The sequence below is a fragment of the Chitinophaga filiformis genome, assembly GCF_021646545.1.
Classification (GTDB): Bacteria; Bacteroidota; Bacteroidia; order Chitinophagales; family Chitinophagaceae; genus Chitinophaga; species Chitinophaga filiformis_A.
This window is the reverse complement of the sequence record NZ_JAKIRP010000002.1, coordinates 265621-283673: the sequence shown is the minus strand read 5'-3', so window position 1 is coordinate 283673 and position 18053 is coordinate 265621. Positions and strand designations below refer to the sequence as shown.

Annotated in this window: 13 protein-coding genes; 9 read left to right on the top strand and 4 right to left on the bottom strand. The window is 46.7% G+C overall.

What is annotated here, in order from left to right:
* Nucleotides 1-762: 762 nt before the first annotated feature.
* The 7 genes from tssD to L3C95_RS07450 all read left to right on the top strand — a co-directional run bounded on the left by tssD (nucleotide 763) and on the right by L3C95_RS07450 (nucleotide 11144).
* Nucleotides 763-1155, top strand: a complete 393-nt coding sequence (tssD, locus tag L3C95_RS07480; RefSeq protein WP_236386296.1) for a type VI secretion system tube protein TssD — start codon at nucleotides 763-765, stop codon at nucleotides 1153-1155.
* A gap of 85 nt (nucleotides 1156-1240) precedes the next feature.
* On the top strand, nucleotides 1241-1738 hold the full coding sequence (locus L3C95_RS07475) for a type VI secretion system amidase effector protein Tae4 (RefSeq protein ID WP_236386293.1): 498 nt from the start codon (nucleotides 1241-1243) through the stop codon (nucleotides 1736-1738).
* Between the two features lie 7 nt (nucleotides 1739-1745).
* Nucleotides 1746-2552, top strand: coding sequence for a hypothetical protein (locus L3C95_RS07470; RefSeq protein ID WP_236386291.1), 807 nt, complete (start codon nucleotides 1746-1748; stop codon nucleotides 2550-2552).
* A gap of 73 nt (nucleotides 2553-2625) precedes the next feature.
* Nucleotides 2626-4479, top strand: coding sequence for a type VI secretion system Vgr family protein (locus tag L3C95_RS07465; protein WP_236386289.1), 1854 nt, complete (start codon nucleotides 2626-2628; stop codon nucleotides 4477-4479).
* 9 nt (nucleotides 4480-4488) lie between these two features.
* Entirely contained in the window at nucleotides 4489-5871 is a 1383-nt protein-coding gene (locus L3C95_RS07460) for a hypothetical protein (protein ID WP_236386287.1), read from the top strand.
* A gap of 5 nt (nucleotides 5872-5876) precedes the next feature.
* Complete coding sequence (locus L3C95_RS07455) at nucleotides 5877-10004, top strand: DUF6531 domain-containing protein (protein WP_236386285.1); 4128 nt, start codon at nucleotides 5877-5879, stop codon at nucleotides 10002-10004.
* A 12-nt stretch (nucleotides 10005-10016) separates the two neighbouring features.
* On the top strand, nucleotides 10017-11144 hold the full coding sequence (locus tag L3C95_RS07450) for a hypothetical protein (protein WP_236386283.1): 1128 nt from the start codon (nucleotides 10017-10019) through the stop codon (nucleotides 11142-11144).
* A 114-nt stretch (nucleotides 11145-11258) separates the two neighbouring features.
* On the opposite strand, the gene L3C95_RS07445 is transcribed toward L3C95_RS07450, so the two are convergent.
* Nucleotides 11259-12116, bottom strand: a complete 858-nt coding sequence (locus tag L3C95_RS07445; RefSeq protein ID WP_236386281.1) for a DUF1266 domain-containing protein — start codon at nucleotides 12114-12116, stop codon at nucleotides 11259-11261.
* Nucleotides 12117-12462: 346 nt separating this feature from the next.
* Here L3C95_RS07445 and L3C95_RS07440 point away from each other — a divergent pair, with 346 nt between their 5' ends.
* Nucleotides 12463-13101 (top strand): redoxin domain-containing protein, encoded by a 639-nt coding sequence (locus tag L3C95_RS07440; RefSeq protein ID WP_236386279.1) that lies wholly within the window; start codon nucleotides 12463-12465, stop codon nucleotides 13099-13101.
* 78 nt (nucleotides 13102-13179) lie between these two features.
* Nucleotides 13180-13473, top strand: a complete 294-nt coding sequence (locus tag L3C95_RS07435) for a hypothetical protein (RefSeq protein ID WP_236386277.1) — start codon at nucleotides 13180-13182, stop codon at nucleotides 13471-13473.
* Here the strand turns inward: L3C95_RS07435 and L3C95_RS07430 are convergent.
* The 3 genes from L3C95_RS07430 to dnaK all read right to left on the bottom strand — a co-directional run bounded on the left by L3C95_RS07430 (nucleotide 13445) and on the right by dnaK (nucleotide 17786).
* The gene (locus tag L3C95_RS07430) at nucleotides 13445-14758 is read right to left on the bottom strand and encodes a PmoA family protein (protein ID WP_236386275.1); all 1314 of its coding nucleotides are present in this window, start codon (nucleotides 14756-14758) and stop codon (nucleotides 13445-13447) included. The genes L3C95_RS07435 and L3C95_RS07430 overlap by 29 nt on opposite strands.
* Nucleotides 14759-14785: 27 nt before the next feature.
* Complete coding sequence (locus L3C95_RS07425) at nucleotides 14786-15796, bottom strand: mandelate racemase/muconate lactonizing enzyme family protein (RefSeq protein ID WP_236386273.1); 1011 nt, start codon at nucleotides 15794-15796, stop codon at nucleotides 14786-14788.
* 85 nt (nucleotides 15797-15881) lie between these two features.
* On the bottom strand, nucleotides 15882-17786 hold the full coding sequence (dnaK, locus tag L3C95_RS07420) for a molecular chaperone DnaK (protein WP_236386271.1): 1905 nt from the start codon (nucleotides 17784-17786) through the stop codon (nucleotides 15882-15884).
* Nucleotides 17787-18053: the final 267 nt, after the last annotated feature.

Here is an 18053-nt window from a genome sequence, read left to right as displayed (position 1 = left end):
TGTAGTCCTGCATTACACCTGATTTTGTATAGCCCGGGCTATAGAACAGTGGCTGTAATGCTATAGTATAGAGCCTGTAGGCTATAGCCTTCACCGGATGTTGAGCGGATATTAAGCGAATCGTAACGTATGATCGATTATTCACGCTAAGTAGCCCGGTTTCAGTATGGGATGGCGGTCGGCGCCTCTCTGGCAGCAGAGAGCTATTTAGCTTTGCCAATCGGATGGGCTTTGGAACGCTGATTTAGCTGCGTCAGTCATAGCCCAGAGAGCCGAAGGCCCGCCATTCCCATCTGAAACCGCTGCTACTTCCGCTCTCCCAACGATAATACATAGGGACCTGCTTATCAGGACGGTGACGGATATACTGTTATCATTATCCAATGGATGTCCCTTATGTACGCTTTATACCCGACGCATACCCGACGCATAGGTGGACTTGAGCATTTCGCGATTACCAATCAGCGAACAGGACAATAACTTCGTTGTTAATTCCTGATTTTTGATAAAATAATTTACAATATGTCTCAGAATAATTATTTTCGTGCTGACCATGTATCTTTAATTGAGTAGTTATATTCGTTAATCCGGCATTTGAGTTTAGTAACTATGGAAAAACCTGCCGCTGACAAAGCAGTTAATCCGAGCGGGACCTACTGAAAATGAATACACGTTGTCCCCAATTTCCATATACATGCTTCATTTGCTGTCATAAATAAATTTGTTAACAATACCATATTTATCAAGCTAAACCTCAAGGGTATGTCATTCAAAGCAGTATTGCGTTTAGATGGTGAAGAAATCAATGTGCTGGATTGCCAGTTTTCTTTCGCTCAGCATACAGACCACAACGGAAAACCAGCTGCCCGTCCTACGGGAGGAGCACTGACCGTGTTACTAGAATCAGATGGAAATACGAACCTGTTCGACTGGATGATCTCCAATACACAGACAAAGAGCGGGAGTATTGTCTTTTACCGTCGGGACGCCATGTCCAAAATGAAAGAACTGAAATTTACAGATGCCTATTGTGTAGAGTATGCTGAACATTTCAGGGCAGCCGGCGATGTTCCGATGCAGATAAGACTCGTCCTGTCTGCCAGGGAAGTGCAGCTGGGAAGTTCCACTTACCAGAATCCCTGGCCGCAGTCGTGATATAATTGTCACGCTCCCACAGCATTGTTTCCCTGCGCTGTATGCATCAATGTAAACATGTAATTTTTATTAAAAACATGTATCCATGGCCCTGAAAAAGTTCCCTGCTTTCAGCACATTATGGTCCAGTTATCCACACGATTCCGAGGCGCCTCCCGGTAGTGCACACGCTATGCCCTGTGATGAAAAGGACAGGAATGGTTATTATCATTACGAAAACCAGTGCGCCATCCGTATGTCGCACTGCCTCATCAAAGCTGGTATTTCCCTGGCCAATTATACCGATCCGAAATGTAAACATGGCTATGCACGCGGTGCAGAAAGCCTGGCTACCTGGATCTGGCGCAATTTTGGTAAGCCTCTGCAGGTGGATTGCGCCAACGCCGCACAAAAAAATGCCTTCATCACCAATCAGTATTGGTCAAAGAATGGCATTATTTTCTTTAAAGATTTTTATGGCAACAATAATACAGGCGATCATATTGATCTCCTGTATCATGTCAATACACAGATCAGAACAGCCACGGGCGATTATACCAATGACAGCCGGGTAAAACAGATCTGGTTCTGGGAAGTAAACTAAAGACTGTATGAAGATATTACACATCATTTGTATCTCACTGTTATGCGCTGCCACTACCGCCTGCGCTCAGACGCAAGCTAACAAAGTAGCCGTGCAGGATGCTGTGTGGATGCCTAAAGCCTACCTGGATGCCAGAAAAGTACATCCTCCGCAGGATACTTTCTGGAAGACGGTAGACTTTGCGAAATACCTCAGTCCTGTGAGCGCTTTACGCATCACCAACTCCAGCGGGCAGCAACAGGTCAGTGTGTATACTTATGGTGCAGAAAATTTCCCGATCGCCGTAACAGGTACAAAACATGCAGGCACCCGCAAGGAATGGCTGCTGGATAAACCCATTTTTACCGGTGGTCAGTCTGCTATTTATGACAACGTACATTTCAGCCTGATCAGCCATAATAACGACCGGACAGATCTCTGGGTAGGGTTGATTTACGAAGATGGCAAAAAGGACTCCATCCAACTGGCGCCCGTACCCAAACAGGACGGCAATGCGCCATTATGGATGCACGCCAATAATTATCTGGCTTATTACTTCAAGGGGAAGCAGTTTGACATCTACGATGACAAAGGTACCCTGTTGTACGACAATGTAAAGACAGATACCAACGGTGCAATCGAGGGATTGCCCGGGTACAAATCATGGAGTATTACGTCCAACAATATCTTCCAGATAATATCCGACAACCAGGCAGATCCCGGTATTTCCAGTTTTAATGTCGCCTTCAAGGGAGAAAATATCTCCCTGCAACCCGAACAGGCAACAGGCACATTGAATAAACCACTTGTACTGAAAGAAAAAACAAAATATTAAGCTTCAGGAATCAGGAACTTTTTAACACAGAAGAGGCTACACGCCCCATTAGTAATTCCTAACTTTTTTTCCAATGGCACTGAATACAAAGACCTCATTTTCCATAGCCGGACAACAATTCGAGACGTTCAACACCATCGAATTGAGACAATACATTAATGACCATCACGAGTTTGAAATATATGTAAGCTATGACTGGTTCGAAAAACTGGGAGGCGGCATGTCTGGCGCTGCCAACAAATTCCTGGGTGAAGAAGTGGAGATCACCGTGGCGCCCGCAGAACAATTGCCAGGTGTAAAAGATCTCATCTTCAAAGGACTGGTCACAAATATCACAACAGGTAAGGTGGGTGACGGCACACATGGTCATTGTATCATCCGCGGACACAGTCCCAGCATCCTGCTGGATGATGATCCACATATTGCCGCCTATGAGAACAAATCCCTGTCAGATATCATATCTGCTACTGTCAAGAGTTATCCGCCCAATGTGCTGAAAACAGCGATCAACCCCGAGACAAAAGAAACACAGAAATATGTGGTGCAGTATAATGAAAGCTCACAGGCTTTTATTACACGTCTGGCGGAACGTCACGGCGAATGGTTCTTTTATGACGGTCAACAGCAGATCTTTGGTAAATTCTCTCCGCAGAAGGTGACACTGACACACCAGGTAGATCTGCTTGATTTCAATATTGCATTATCTGTATTGCCTAACAATGCCAAATTGAACGGGTATGACTACCGCCAGGATAAAGTAGTGGAAGATACCACGCAATCCAAAGAAACAGGTAAGCTGAATGCCTACTCACAACATGCCAGCGATATCAGTAGTAAACTGTATAGCCGCGAGGGCCTGTATAAAATGAACTATGCGTTTAACAGCAGCGCCAAATCGCAGATGGATAGACTGGCTACCCTACAGAAAAAGGGTAAACTGGCCAAGATGGTAACCCTCAAAGGCAGCAGCACTAATCCATCTTTCCGTATTGGCGATACTGTGAGCATTAAAGAATCTGCATTTGGGCAGGAGCAGCATCATGGCGAGTTCATGATCACTAACATCCGCCACTACTGTGGCGCCAACGGCAGCTACCATAATATGTTTGAAGGCATCCCGGCTGATGCGGCTGCCCCTCATGTTGACCTGACCAACATTCCATATACAGAACCACAATCGGCGGTAGTACTCGACAATAATGATCCCAAAGGACTGGGCCGTATCCGCGTGCGCTTCCGCTGGATGCAACAAGGTCAAACCCCATGGATACGTGTTGTATCTGCTTCAGGCGGTGGTGATAAAGGTATGTTCATCATGCCGGAAGTTGGCGAGGAAGTGATCACAGAATTTGAAGGTGGTAATCCTGAACAGCCCTTTGTAATAGGCGCTACCTACAATGGCGGTGCTAAAAGCAGCTATGGCAATGCCGGCAATGACGTGAAGGCATTGAAGACCAGAAGTGGTAATACTATTCTGCTGAACGATGCTACCGGTAGTATTACGGTGACCGACAAAAATGGCAGTAGCATGGCCATGGACGGAGCAGGTAATATTACAGTGAGCTCCCAGACGCTGATCACAGTGAAGACAGAAGACCATATTGTGGTGGAAGCGCCTAATAAGATAGAGCTCAAATCTAAAGAGATCCATCTTATAGGCTCAGAGAAAGTATTCATTGGTGAACAGAATGCCAGCATACTGGTGGATAATGCTGCCAATAATATTGAAACCGGCGCCAAGACCATTTTATGTGCTGCAGAAGACGCGAACACTGTTTCCAGCAAATCCAACCTGTATGTCAATTCCAAGAACTTTTATGCTACCGGCGAACAGGTGGTGAAGATCGACAGCACGAAAGGAAATGTGAAGATAGATGGAAATAAAACTACCGATATAGTAGGTGGCATGCTCAATCTGAACTGTTAAATGCATCCTATGAACGAGCATAATCCTATAGCACAGTTAGTTAATCTCATCCAGAAACAATGGATGGAGAAAACTGCCAATAAACCATCACTCAGATTCGTACGGTTTATCATCAAACCGGAAGAAGCCCGTGTCTATGAAGGATTCTGTAAACTGGAATCATCAGAGCATGGCAGCCTGCCGGAAGTGTTTGTTACCCAGTTCACTTCCTTCGAAGATGAAGATACCTTCAGTGCAGCGCTGATCAAAGACTGGCTGGATACATACGAAAAAAGTACCGCGTTGCTGCAACAGGTGAATGAGCGATCGCTCTTTCTCTGGGATCCCCGCCCTTTTAAACAACTGCTGGAACGCAGTAATGGCACGCCCATGGACGACGTACTGTTGTCCTTACTGGGCAGCTTCCGGCAATCACTGCCCCAGCAAAACAAACAGCTGGTGCTTGCACTGATACCCCGCCAGGTGAGCAGTACAAAAGACATGAAGAACTGGATCTCCACCCTGCTGAAGAAAGGTATTCCTGCCGGTGTGAAACTGCTGGTCATTGATCATATCAATGCAGAGCATTTTGCCTTTCATGACCGTCAGTTCCCTGATATGATCTGCAGCATCCATGTGCCGATGGACCTGAATGCTGCTATACAGAAACTGGCTACTACCGGCAATCCCAATGACCCGGAGATCATGCTGCGAAAATGTGTGTTTGAAATGGGTGCGGCCCTGAAAGACAAGGACGTGAAGCGTCTTCACCGCTGGGGACAGCAGGCACTCGATGCTACACAGCGAAGTGGCAATAAAGGATTGTTTGCCACCGCCCACATCATGTACGCGGGGATGTTATTTCACTTCAAAAAAGACCCAAAAATACCTGAGCTGCTGGAACGCGGACAACGCATTGCCAAGCAGGGCACACAGATGGGAGACGCCGCATGTCTTCCGCTGCTGGTACAATTCTACGGCTATCATGGCGCTTACGCGCAAATACGCCGCCGCTTTACGGAAGCCATCAACTGGTTCATCCAACAGGCAGAACTGGCCGAACAACATAAATTTTCCCAGCAGGCACTGAATGCCTGGTACCAGGCTGCAGAGCTGTGCAGAAGAAAGGACAGCGGCAGGTACTATGACGTGCTGGAAAAAGGATATAAGGCTGGACTACACTTAACTGACGAAGAGATCAGTGCATCCATCTATATATACCTGCTGCGTGACTACTACGACTATGTACATGCCAATCGCAAACATGATATTGTAAAGGCGATAGATGAGAAAATGAGCAGAGTATTTGGCCATGACTGGAAAACTGACGTAGACACGGTCAGGAAGAACCGTGAACCCATGATTCTTCCACTTGAAATGGAACAACCCGAGTCGCTTCAGCCTCTAAAATAAAGCTTATGCTGGTCAGCAATAAACATTTCATTCCCGTTATAGGGCTCGACATACATATTGTTATCCTGCTGGGATTCCCCATTCCCCTGCCCCATCCTTACATTGGTTTTGTACTGGACCCCATGGATTATATTCCATTCATGGGCGCCAGCACCAAGGTTAACCACGTACCCAGAGGAGTAAGCGATACAAGCGGTATCATCATCATCCTCTTTCACTTCCCCATGGGAGGTCCCTGGCTGCTGGCGCCCATGATAGGCCATGATTCTGTCAACTTCTTCGGCAGTAAGACCGTGAAAGCCGAAGGCAGGTTGTTAAGCCCCACAGGTCATATGCTGATGACCTGTAACGATATTGGTATTCCGCTCTCGCTGCAACCGGGCAAGAAGCTGAAACCTATCCCCAGTATGTATCTGCCTACCTCATTCTCTATTCCGCTGTCATTTGGAAAGCCGGTGATGGTAGGTGGTCCCTATGTGCCTGACTGGGCCGGTGTATTGCTGAACCTTGTGATGTCTTTCGGATTTGGTGCATTGATGAAAGGCCTGGGTAAGATGGGGAGGAAAGGTTTAACCAAATTCAATCATGCACTGAAAGGCAAGATCGGCAGTAATAAACTGAGTAAAACACTCTGTAAAAAAGGCTTCGAGCCAGTGGACCTGGTACAGGGTATCATGATCTATGATGGTCTTGACTTTGAGCTGCCCGGTCCTATTCCGCTGAGGTGGGAACGATCATGGAACAGTGACAGCTCATTTGAGGGCGCGCTGGGTCATGGTACACATCTTTGCTATGATATGCGCATCGAAGAGTTTATCAGTGACGGCGCTGTAGTGGTATTACTGGGAGACGGACGTACTGCGGTGTTTGAGGCTTTGCCAGCCAGCGGTGACAGCGACTATAACCGGCATGAGAAAATGACGCTGAAACGGACCGATATGGATGAATACCAGTTGTACAACCATGACAATGGCTTGTTCTATACCTTCCGTAAAACATACAACGGGGCTACTCAGTATCATCTCTCCACTATTCATGATAAAGCGCAGTTCATGATCAGCTTCCACTATAACAGCCGTGGAGCGATCGTGCGTGTCATAGACAGTGTGGGCAGACACCTGCATATAAGCAGTGACAGTGCAGGGCGTATTACCGGCGTCACAGCACGTCACCGTGGCGAGGAAAGACCGCTGATCAGTTATACCTATAACGATCAGGGAGATCTTACCGGCATCACTGATGCACTGGAGCAAACCACATCAATGACATATCGAGATCACCTGATGATCAAAAAGACGGATCGGAATGGCCAGTCTTTTTACTGGGAATATGATAAACAGGGGCGCTGCGTGCATACCTGGGGTGATGGCGGATTACTGGAAGGTTATATCGCTTATCATCCGAAAGAAGGATATAACCTTGTTACCAATTCCCTGGGGCAAACCACTACGTATTATTACACACCGGACTTTGTTGTATACCAGATCAAAGATCCGCTGGGATATTCCACCTTCACGGAATACACGCCGGATTTTGAGATCTACAGGCAGATCGATGAAGATGGGAACATGACCGGTTATGTCTATGATGAAATGGGGAACTGCACATCAGTGGTATACCCGGATGGAAGCCAGCTAAATTACACTTATGATGAAACAGGTAATTTATTGGTGGCCAGTGATGCACAGGGCAACAATACTTCCTATGTCTATTATGAGAATGGGCTGCTGCATAGTCGTAGTGACGCCAATGGCACATTACAACTATTCTCCTATAATGAAAAAAACCTGCTGGGCAGTATAGCGGAATATCATGCAGGCGAGACTATTTTCAGCTATGATGACGACTATAATCTTGCTGCACTTAAACTTCCCGATGGAGGCATTGCCAGCTGGGAATATGACAACTGGGGACAATGCCTGAGTGCCACCAATCCTCAGCAGCAAAAACAAACCTTCCGTTATGATAAATTAGGGCGGGCAACAGAGGTGCATGTCCCGGATGGGAATGTTGTACAACTGCAATATAACGCCTATCTCGACGTAATACGGGCAAAGGATAAATACAATGATGTGAAGTTCCAGTACACACCATTGGGTAAGCTGAAACTACGGGAAGAAAATGGCGTGAAGATGCATTTGGTATACGATACAGAAGATCAGCTGAGTACAGTTGTTGACGAACATGGCAGCAGCTTCCGTTTCATTCGTAATGCACGGGGAGAGATCATCGAGGATAGAAGTTTTGATGGTATTATACGCCGCTACAGTATGGATGCTACCGGCAATCTGATCACCATGCACCGCCCGGGTGGCAGACAAACAGTCTTTGAATATAACAGCAGACACCAGATCACACGCGCCGAGTACAGTGACGGCAGCTGGGAAACTTATACCTACGATCGCAACGGGTTGCTGATTGAAGCCGTCAATGAATTTAATATTGTCACCTTTAAAAGAGACAATCTGGGGCGTGTGATAGAAGAGCAGCAAAACGGACATACTGTAACGAGCAACTATAACAAACATGGTCGCAGAGATAGTATTAAAAGTTCATTGGGAGCACTGATAGAAATCACGCACAACAAGATAGGTGCCGTAACAGGCATCAGGGCCAGCCATGAAGGCACAAAGGCACCGTGGGTGACAGAGATCATGTGCAATCACCTGGGATTGGAAGTAGCACGTTATCTTCCCGGCAATATCCAAAGTAAATGGACTTATGATAGTGGGGGAATGCCATCAGCACATACTGTACGGCATGGTGATGAGATCACCCGTAATTTACATTACCGCTGGGACCCGAATGACAGATTGCGGCAGATCGTGAATGCACTGGACGAAGGAGTGACTAAGTTCGGGCATGATGAATTTGGCAATCTCTCCTGGGCACAGTATGAGAACGGTCAATATGACTTCAGGCTGCCGGATAAACTTGGTAATCTGTTCCGCACAGAACAGCGGAACGATCGGAAATACAATGCCGGCGGACAATTAAAAGCATCTGCACAGGGAAGGTTCGAATATGATGAAGAAGGTAATCTCAGCAGGAAGATCACTGCTGACCTGAAGACCTGGCAGTATGAATGGTATGGCAACGGCATGTTGAAAAAGGTGATCCGTCCTGACAATACCGCCGTTTGTTTCGAATATGATGCTTTAGGTAGGAGGACCGCCAAAATATACAAGCAACAGATCACCCGCTGGATCTGGGATGAGCATGCTCCCCTGCATGAGTGGACATATGAAGCCAGTCAAAGACCTGTGACAGAAGTGGATGAAATGGGCAATGTGGTACAGCCACCTGAGCCAGTACCACCAGCATCACTCATCACCTGGGTGTTCGAAGGAGCTGGAGCCCCGTCAGCGAAGATCATTGACGGTAAAGCCTATTCTATCATTACTGATCATCTGGGCACCCCTTGTCAGGCATATGATGCAGAAGGTACGCTGGTATGGGCCTGCGAGCTGGATATCTATGGCAAACCGCGCAAGCGGAATGGCGACCTCACTTTCATACCTTTCCGGTATCAGGGTCAGTACCATGATATAGAGACGGAGTTATATTACAACCGGTTCAGGTATTATTTACCGGAAGAAGGCGTCTATATCAGCCAGGACCCCATACGACTTGCCAGCACCAATGCCACTTTTTATAGTTATGTAAGGGATACCAACACCCAGATAGACGTCCTTGGTCTGACCATAATAGATTCGGTATTGACGCTGAAAGGGCAGGCTCCGGAGCAATTAAAGACCATACGGGCATCCAGTGGCGCAAAAAAAGTAGAAGGCCGTTTAGAAGACGCTGAACAAAAGCTGATACGCCAGCTGCAGGAACGATTTAAGGACGATATGGAAAAATTGCATGGTGCTACATTGGAAATTGAATCGAAACCATCATTCATAAGGCTACCCTCAGGAAAAGGCTACCCGGTACCAGGAATAGCGCCATGTGAGTTTTGTAATCCTGCGATGCATAACTTTGCAGTAGACAATAAAATGACGATCACATATAAGTATACTAAAATTACGACCAAGAACAAGATCCAGACCAAGCATCTTGTTACTGTAAAATACCCGCTGGCCGGGTTGGAACATCAAAATATCAACGCGCCTCATCCTTGTCCTTAATAAAAACAAGTTATGTATCCAAACACAAAAGAACTTATACAGCAAATACAATGGAGCAGCTTTACCGGAGGCTATAGCACTTCAGTAGAAGAAGTACCTCCGATACTGGAAGCACTTTGTGATATAGAAGAGGAAGACGAGGTGCTTTCATTGCTGTTTGGAGAGATGCTCAGTCATGTAAAACAGGGATATAATGTATTTGAGATAATCGAGCCGGTTATACAGGTATTTGATAGTTTATGTAAGGAAGACTTTGCGTATCCTTCAACATTGACAGACTTCCTGGCATATGTGTATACAATGGATATCAGGTCGGCCGTACCGATACTAACCATGCCGGTACGGTATAGTTTTGGCTCGAAAGATGAGCAACCCGATGCAGGGTTTACAGCCTTCAAATCATTCTTCAGGGACCATTTCTATAGGACGGACAACGAAGAATTGGTGCCCACTGACATATATTTTACCGCCGTGTTGTTCCCGGCAAAAGAAGAGATCAGCAGGATCTTCGATATCATTCAACGCAATAATGAGAATACCGCCCTGGTCAAAAATGCACTGATCAGCGCGGCCCTGATCAACTATCTGACAGGAGAACGGACAAGCCTTCCGGTAGAAATTACGCAGTTGTTGACAGCTGATGAATCACTGGCGCCATATATACCGGTATACAATGGCATCAGCGGTTTTCCGGTGGAACAGGAACAGTTGCAGGAATTGCTGGATATGGAAGAAGACATTGAAGTACAATGGGCGCAGGCATTTATTATTGTAGCAGCAACAGATGCTTTACTGATAGGTAACCTGCAGGACGCTGAGCGGTTAAAGACTGCATTGGATGGGTTATTCCCGGTACTGGAAGAACAAAAGGCAAAATTTGAAGAGGAAGAACAGGAGATGGATTTCCCTTTGTACCCTTACATGGCTGAAGATCTGACAAGCATCGTGTTCAGGGATTTCCTGAACCGGGGCAGTGTACTTGATGTATCACAACTGAACGAGGTACAGCGGTATTGCCTGGAAAAATTGTATGCGCTGAAGATCCATACACATGCTATGCTGCACGCTGGCCTGCTGCCTGAAGGTATTACACCGGATAATCAGCCTACCCTGCTGCCCATATATAATTATTCCATTTGATACTGTGCCACCAACACATCCGCAGCAATAAAAATAATTTATGGCAAGCGAAATCGAAGAAAAGCGCCCGTCCCAGTAATTGAGACGGGCGCTTCATTTTATTATAACAGTAAATTATTTCACCGGCATATAAGTATAGATGCTGTACTTCCCTTCCAGCATACCTGCTACTTCTCTTTTGAAACGATCGTTGTCACTCTCTGCACCGCCCCAGAACTGACGCCCTAACAGAAAATCGTTGAAATAAGCTTTCCAGTCGCTATACTGCGATTGCACCACGTGCGGCGCCTTCTTCAACCACACCATGGCTTCTCCCCTGTTAAGATATCCTGCCTGGTAAGCCACGCAGATGTTGTTAATATAACGGGCGATATCCCATGCCTTGATACCGCCATTACTGAATTCTGTGTAATGGGTTTTGATAAACTCCATGCCCGGAATATCCGTCTTTGACAGTTTATATTTTGCGAGGTCGATAGCCGCGATGTCTGCCCCTGCCCCACCGTTTTCTTCTAATACCTTGCGATATTGCGCGTATTGCGCCTGATGCCCCTCTTCCAGCAACCAGGTCAGTGATTTTTCCAGTTCTGCGGTGTTGTGGATGTTCCAGTAGTCAGCCAGGGTTGCTTTTGCTTCTTTACCATCTTTATCATCCTGCGGTTTGAACGGGAAGACAAAATATCGGGTATAGGCATTCTGCAGGGATGTAGAGAAACTATCAGTGCCCGGTTCACCCTGTACTGCCGGTTTGATCAACCTGTCGAACGTGGATTCGGGACCGCCGTAACCATGTATAAAGTATACGCCCGCCAGCATAAAGGGATATAGTTCATCATTCCTGATTATAGTCGCATTATTGGTAGCAGCTACCTGCTCCTGTTTATCCTGTTTGCTAGTATTACTGTTACATCCTGCCATACTGATAGCCAGCAAACAGATGGCCGGGATGATATTTGACTGTATTCCTTTCATGTAGCTATTGTTTTGATGAACATAGAAGCATCAAATATAAAACTTTTCAAATTCTTTAAAGAATTGTATATGATTATCAATCACTTAATAAATACCCTACAAAACTTGTAGGGTATTAAGAAATTCTTCCTATATTTGCTTTGTCAATACAGGCAATCACATAAAACACAAGTTCACATGCCTCAGTTAAAAGTATTAACGCAGTTTAAAAACAGAAAGACCGCTGCTGTCTGTTGTTGTAGCTGATACCTCATTGCCACGGATCGCCCGCCGGCAACCGTTTCATAAAAATCATTACAACCATTTATTTAAACACTGTTTACCAACCATCCCTTAAATTTATTTTATGTCTAACAACTTCAACAGATACGCAGATCTTTTTCCTGAATTTGAGATTGAAAATGTGAAAAAAGCCTATAAGACCAGGACCCCGATCAGCCCTTTACATGCAGGAGATACATTACCTGCATTCCATATAAATAAGAAAAATATTATTGCTACTTCAGATATCTTGAAGTCTGTACAGGGCCCACAATCTATCACACAGGTAATAGACCGTCCGCTGGTACTCGCTTTCCACTCCATCCACTGGAATGGTTATGGAAACAGGCTGCTGAAAGAACTGAAGGATATTTACGCAGATATCCGTGTAATGGGCGGTCAGCTGCTGCTGGTAACTACTGACGAAAAGCAACATTTCGACGAGGCCACGTCAGCATTACAGCTGCCATTCGCCAGCATCTGGGATCAGCACAACCTGATTGCCGGCAAAGCGGGTCTTTATTCTGCTACCGACCCTATCTGGGACAGAATATCCGGTGTGAATGAAGATGTACCAACGCCGGGCATTTATGTACTGACGCCATCACTGAAGATCGTTTACAGTGCAGTAGACCTGTGGCTGGAAAAATCGCTGGAAAGAAGGGATCTGCTGTCTGCCGTGTATGAAGCAAGTCACCAGGGATCACATGGAATAGCTATATAAAATACATATCAGAAAAAGGCACAACACCCTGTGCGCCGTCGGCGTACAGGGTGTTGTGTTTTTATGTATCTTGTTGATATGCGTACTAACCCTGAACAACCCACTTCCAACGAAACGGAACCTGCCTCCTGGACAACAGTGATCTGGATGTCTGTAGTTGCACTGATCGGCTTTGGTTTTGCCGTTTACCGTTTTCTCCAGTTCTCGGAGGCTGGCAATCAGCTGCATAACGTTCGCCTGACGCGTATAGAGCTCTATATTTACCGCGCCACCGGTCATTGGGGTGTTATAGCCGTTTTTATAATTATGGGCATTTTCGGGCTCTATAATGCCATTATCAACATCAGAGACCTGCGCTCCAGGAAACAGTAACCTGCGGAGGCTTTGCATATGCTTCCCATGCTTCTTCCGCTTCCTCTTTTGAGAGATCGTTCGTGAATACAATCACCCTGTAACACAGACGGTAGGTTTGCCCGTATTTCAGTTGCCAGGGTTTCATTTTGGTAGGGCTGAAATTCATCATGATCTCCCCTCTTTCGTTATTCTCCGGCCATACACGTACGGGCTGAGGATAGTCATAATTGGAAGGGTGGCTCATGACAAGAATACCAGCTTCTCCTTTATCTGTGCGGCCGGTGATCTTGATCCAGCGGGCACGGGTACTGTCGGCGTCTTTGCGCGTCTTACCTTCTGATGTAAGCACTTTACTATTGGCAGCCTTCCACTCCGCCGTCGTACGGAGTCCAAAACCACCGCCGTAACGGTACTGCAGGAAGGTGATACCGGCAGTATCGGCACAGCTCATGGTATTGTCGATATCCCAGATCCGGCTGGTGTTGCCATCGCTGTTAAATGCCTTTACGTCCCACTCCTCATTGATAGCCACCGTTTCCTGTTTGCCGGAGAAGGCGATATGATCGTGCAACGCCTGGAAACCGCACCATACGGGTCCCTGCGTACGACTGATAAAGCCTTTGAAACGGACAGTACCCTCCTTCTTGTGAAGGTTCCAGAAATCAGTCTCTTTCCCTTTAAAAGACGTATGTGTCCAAGGATTCCAGATACCCACATGGTGCCAGTGGCCCTCCGGATGTATATTGGTAATGACCTGTCCATCGGGCGCCCATAAAGGATGTATGAAGCCACTGCGGCGGTACACGGTATCCACACCGGCAGGTGGTTCCACAATGTTGTAATTATACTGCAAAAGATGTTGCTTTCCTTCTTCCAGCACCAGGGCCCCGGCGCTGTCTTTTGCCTGCATACGGGCGATGGCCGGAACAGGACTGCCTTTCGACAGTTCGTATGTGCGGATCTTTCCCGGAGCTGTTTTCCCATCCATTATCCAGTAGAGATAGCCCCCGGAGACTTGAAGAGGCACAGGTGTGCGGCGTCCCTGCTGTATTTCGAAGAACTGTAATGAATCCTGTATGGCTATTACTACATCCTTCATTATAGTGGAAACGGGCACATTTACGCATTGGCGGGCGCCTGCTTTTACACTGATACGGGCCAGCAACTGGGCGCTGACCGGCAGGGCTGTTGTAGACAACAGCAGCAATAAGGCTATGCACAGCTTAAATCTGGCCGGCTTGCATCGCAAATCGTGTTGCTGAACCGGAAAGACGTGAAAGGACAATAATTGTCTGTTTTTCATAACGGGTAACATTTGAGGGTAATAGTTTTATTTTAATACGGCGCCGGTACCTGGCCTGTCGGCATAGATGATCCGTCCGTCAACGATCTTTACACCATCAGCGGTATCTTCGGCCAGTAACAGCGGGCCATCCATATCCACATAGTCCAGGTAAGGCAGCAGGTGGGCTACCGCTGAAGTACCGACGGTGCTTTCGTTCATACTGCCGGTCATCACCTGCATGCCCAGGCGTTTGGCATGATCAATCATCCTGCGCGCAGGTGTAATCCCCCCACACTTGGTCAGTTTGATATTGATACCATGAAAGAGCCCATTGCAGCGCGCTACGTCTGCTTCCGTAATACAGCTCTCGTCGGCAATGAGCGGCAGGGCTGACGATGCATATACTTTCTTCATGCCTTCCACATCTTCAGCCGGCATAGGCTGCTCGATGAATTCCACGCCCAGCGATTTGAAGGCAGCAGCATTACGTAAAGTCTCTTCCACTCCCCAGGCGCAATTGGCGTCCACGCGGAAGATAGCGTCAGTATGCCGGCGCAGTTCCTTTATGATAGCAATATCGTCCTGTGTGCCCAGTTTGATCTTATAGATTGGCCAGGGAAACTCTTTCAGTTTACTGACCATATTTTCTACCGTATCGATACCGATCGTATAGTCGGTCATCGGGTTGTGAGAAATGTCGAGCCCCCACACCTCATACAGTTTCTTATTTAGTTTTTTGGCATAAAGATCATGTGCGGCCAGGTCAATGGCACAAAGCGCAAAGAGATTGTCTTTGAACAGGGGGTACAACAATTCCCAGAAGGCTTCGGGAGTCGTTAAGGTGTGCCCTTCTATCAGTGCGCGGTGAGCATTGATGGCGTCCATCAGGCGAGGCACGGTCATATTGTAATATGAGTTATCAGCAGTTTCTCCCAGGCCACTGATTCCATCCTGTTGCAGCGCTACTACCAGCAGTGGCTGAACGTCTTTGGATTTACGCGAGATGGTAAAGGTATGTCTGAACTTTAATTCGAACGGGTGTAGTGTCAATTGCATAACACAAAATATAAAAATAGGCACAAAAAAGAGGGCTGATCTTTTGGACCAGCCCTCTTACCAAATATCCCTAAGTTGCTTATGACTATTTCACTTCTTCAAATTCAGCATCAGTTACACCTTCGTTGCCGGCAGCGCTTCCCTGTGGCTGTCCCTGACCTGTAGCACCACCGTTAGCCTGTGCTTCCTGTGTTGCTTTGTACAGTTCTTCAGAAGCTGCGGTCCATGCATTGTTCATTTCTGTAACAGCTGCATCTACCTGAGCGATATCGCCGCTCTTATGTGCTTCCTTCAATTTGTTCAGGGCAGTTTCAATGGTGCCTTTCTTATCTGCAGGGATCTTATCGCCATATTCTTTCAGCTGTTTTTCAGTCTGGAAGATCAGGCTGTCAGCCTGGTTGAGCTTTTCGATCTTTTCACGCTGTTCCTTATCGGATGATTCGTTCGCTTTTGCTTCTGCCTTCATCTTTTCGATCTCTTCTTTGCTCAGACCACTACCTGCTTCGATACGGATATTCTGTGTTTTACCGGTGCCTTTATCTTTCGCAGTTACATGCAGGATACCGTTGGCATCGATATCGAAGATCACTTCGATTTGCGGTACACCACGCGGAGCCGGTGGAATACCATCCAGGATAAAGCGGCCCAGTGTACGGTTCTGGCTAGCTAAAGGACGTTCACCCTGCAGTACATGAATTTCAACACTTGGCTGGTTATCAGCAGCAGTGGAGAAGGTTTCAGATTTCTTGCTCGGGATAGTAGTGTTGGATTCGATCAGTTTAGTGAATACACCACCCATGGTTTCGATACCCAGAGAAAGCGGGGTAACGTCCAGCAGCAGTACATCTTTCACTTCACCGGTCAGTACACCACCCTGGATCGCAGCACCAACAGCTACTACTTCATCCGGATTCACACCTCTGTTTGGCTTTTTACCGAAGAATTTCTCTACTACTTCCTGGATCTTTGGAATACGGGTAGAACCACCTACCAGTATCACTTCGTCGATCTCAGAAGTGTTCAGGCCTGCATCTTTCAGGGCTTTGCGGCAAGGCTCCAGTGTTCTTTCCACCAGGGCATCTGCCAGTTGCTCGAATTTAGCGCGGCTCAGTTTCTTTACCAGGTGTTTAGGTACACCGTCTACTGCAGTGATATAAGGCAGGTTGATCTCTGTTTCCTGAGAAGAAGACAGTTCAATTTTTGCCTTTTCAGCTGCTTCTTTCAGACGCTGCCATGCCATTGGATCTTTGTGCAGGTCAACCGCTTCGTCTTTCTTGAATTCATCGGCCAGCCAGTCCATGATCACCTTGTCAAAGTCGTCACCACCCAGGTGGGTATCACCGTTGGTAGATTTTACTTCGAATACGCCATCACCCAGTTCCAGGATGGAGATATCGAAGGTACCACCACCAAGGTCGAATACGGCGATCTTGCTATCAGCATGTTTTTTATCCAGTCCATAAGCCAGTGCAGCGGCAGTAGGCTCGTTAATGATACGACGTACAGTCAGACCTGCAATCTCACCTGCTTCTTTTGTAGCCTGACGCTGAGCGTCGTTGAAGTAAGCAGGAACAGTGATCACCGCTTCAGTTACTTCCTGACCCAGGTAGTCTTCAGCAGTTTTCTTCATTTTCTGCAGGATCATAGCAGAGATCTCCTGCGGAGTATATAGTCTGCCGTCGATATCGATACGGGTAGTGTTATTTTCACCACGCGCAACTTTATAGCTCCAATGAGGTATTTCATTTGATACCTCGTCAAAATGGCGTCCCATGAAACGTTTTACTGACATAATCGTGTTCACAGGGTTAGTGATAGCCTGGCGTTTTGCCGGGTCACCCACCTTTCTCTCACCATTCTTCAAGAAACCCACAACGGAGGGCGTAGTTCTGCGTCCTTCATCATTGGCAATTACTACCGGTTCGTTGCCTTCCATTACAGCAACGCATGAGTTGGTAGTTCCTAAGTCAATACCTATTATCTTTCCCATAATTGTTAATATTCTCGCTTGTAGTTGTAGATAGATTTTTGTCTCCGAGAAAGCAAATGTCAATGATTATGCCAACGGACGAAGCATGCAAATATGTCAGTTCCTTATGTCAGTCGACCGTCAGTTTCTCTTCCCACACGTTTAATACGATTTAATAATGAACAATTTACATGCAACGGGGTTTTTTATGGTAAGTATTAAACCGACGTGCGAAATACACTTATTTATTAATTCACCTGCTAAGTAATTTAAATAACCGAGTAACCC